Raw genomic sequence first — 241 nt, 5'->3', positions numbered from 1 at the left:
CCTGAATGTTGTCACTGGATCAGGGCATGTTGAGCGCGGAATTGACCGTGCGCGAGGAACTGCTCGCGCCGAACGGCTTTCTGCACGCGGCCACGGTGATCGGTCTCGCGGACACCGCCTGCGGCTACGCGTGCCTCGCGCATCTGCCGGAGACGGCGCGCAATTTCACGACGGTCGAGCTGAAAAGCAACTTCCTCGGCACTGCCACAGAGGGCATCATCCGCGCGGTGGCGAAAGGCGC

The 241-nt window shown here is 64.7% G+C and carries 1 pseudogene; it reads left to right on the top strand.

The window, feature by feature from the left end:
• Nucleotides 1-5 precede the first annotated feature (5 nt).
• Nucleotides 6-241 (top strand): annotated as a pseudogene (locus tag SB753_RS40805) (PaaI family thioesterase); the annotation flags it as partial.

It is taken from the genome of Paraburkholderia sp. SIMBA_053 (genome assembly GCF_046534895.1).
Classification (GTDB): domain Bacteria; phylum Pseudomonadota; class Gammaproteobacteria; order Burkholderiales; family Burkholderiaceae; genus Paraburkholderia; species Paraburkholderia caledonica.
The sequence above is the reverse complement of the archived record's forward strand: the minus strand, read 5'-3'. Positions and strand labels throughout refer to the sequence as shown.